General features: G+C 68.1%; 2 protein-coding genes. Both read left to right on the forward strand.

The window, feature by feature from the left end; translation table 11 throughout:
* The coding region (locus SR3_RS30200; RefSeq protein WP_157099223.1) for a WecB/TagA/CpsF family glycosyltransferase at positions 1–364 on the forward strand (364 nt) is incomplete at its 5' end.
* Between the two features lie 58 nt (positions 365–422).
* On the forward strand, positions 423–1,623 hold a 1,201-nt coding region (locus SR3_RS30205; protein WP_407668231.1), incomplete at its 3' end, for a WD40/YVTN/BNR-like repeat-containing protein.

Raw genomic sequence — 1,623 nt, forward strand, 5'->3', positions numbered from 1 at the left:
TTATCCCGATCTGCAGATCGTGGGCGTGCGCCATGGCTATTTCTCCGACGCCGACATTCCCGCCATTTGCGCCACGGTGCGCCGCTCACGCGCCGATGTGCTGTGGGTGGGGATGGGCACGCCGCGTCAGGAGCAGTTCGCGGTCAAGGCGCGCGAGCATCTGGCCGGGGTCGCCTGGATCCGCACCTGCGGGGGCCTGTTCGATCATTACGGCGGCGGCGTCTCGCGCGCGCCGGACTGGATGCAGGCGACCGGGCTGGAATGGCTCTATCGCGCCGCGCGTGAGCCCTTGCGGCTGGGCGTGCGCTATCTCGTGACCAATCCGCGCGCGGTCTACCACCTCGCCACCAAAACGCATGACTGACCGGGCTCTGGCTGCTGCAGCCCTCCCCCCACGCAAGAGACAGATTGTCAGGAGTTCAATGCCGACACTCAGCCGCCGTGAGATCCGCTACGATCAGTTCGTCAAGCGCCGCCCCAAGCGCTGGCCCTGGCTGGTGCTGGGCCTCGCCGGCCTTGTTGCGGTGGGAGCGGGCGCCTCCTTCCTGCATTCCTCGCAGGCGCTGGCGCATCACGCGCCGCCTCCGGCGCTGTCGAGCGCGGGCGCTCCGGTGGCGGATGAGAGCTATGAGTGGAGCCATGTGGCCATCGGCGGCGGCGGCTTCATCACCGGTCTGGGCTTCGATGCCAGCGGCAGCACGATGGTGGCGCGCACCGACGTCTATGGCGCCTATGTCTGGTCCCCGCAGGCCGACCGCTGGGTGCAGCTGATGACCGCCCCCTCGATGCCCGCTTTCGACCGGGTACAGGGCACGCAGGCCTCGGGCGTCTATGAGATCGCCGTGGCGCCCTCGCGGCCCGAACGCATCTTCATGGCCGCCAAGGGCCATGTCTATCGCAGCGACGACCGCGGCGCGCATTGGACCACGGGCAGCACCGTCTTCCCGGAAGTGTGGGACGCCAACAGCCCCTTCCGCATGAACGGGCCGTTCCTGTCGGTCTCGCCCACCAATGCCGATCTGGTGTTTCTGGGCACCGCCAATGGCCTGTGGCGCAGCACCAGCGGCGGGACCAGCTGGGAGCGCGTCACCTCGGTGCCCGCCAGCGAGGACCGCGATCCCGGCACGCCGGGCGTTCAGGCCCCCGGCACGCAGATCTGGTTCGAAAAGGGTGAGGGCGGCAAGCCCAGCGGGCGGATTTTCGCCCTGTCCTCCGGCCATGGCATGTTCGTGTCGGAGGATGGCGGCGCTGGTTTCCACACCTTGCCCTCCTTCGGCGCGCAGCCGATGACCTTGCGGCGCGGGGTCTTCGACCGCCATGGCGCCTTCCTCGGCGTGGATGAGGTGGGCAAGGGCGTCTGGCTCTATCGCGAGGGCCGCTGGCACGATCTGACGCATGAGGCCGGGCTGCCCATGCAGCCCTGGACGGCGGCGGCCTCCAATCCCTTTTCCGATCAGCTGGTGATCTTCGATCAGAGCGGCGATGGCTATCAGTCCACCGATGGCGGGCGGAACTGGAATCATGTCGCGCATCAGGCCTCGGTCGGCGCGGGCGATCCGCCTTGGCTGAAGGTGTCGAACGCCTCCTATTTCTCCACCAGCGATGTGCAGTTCGATCCCAAGG

Source organism: Novosphingobium rosa NBRC 15208, assembly GCF_001598555.1.
GTDB classification, from domain to species: Bacteria; Pseudomonadota; Alphaproteobacteria; order Sphingomonadales; family Sphingomonadaceae; genus Novosphingobium; species Novosphingobium rosa.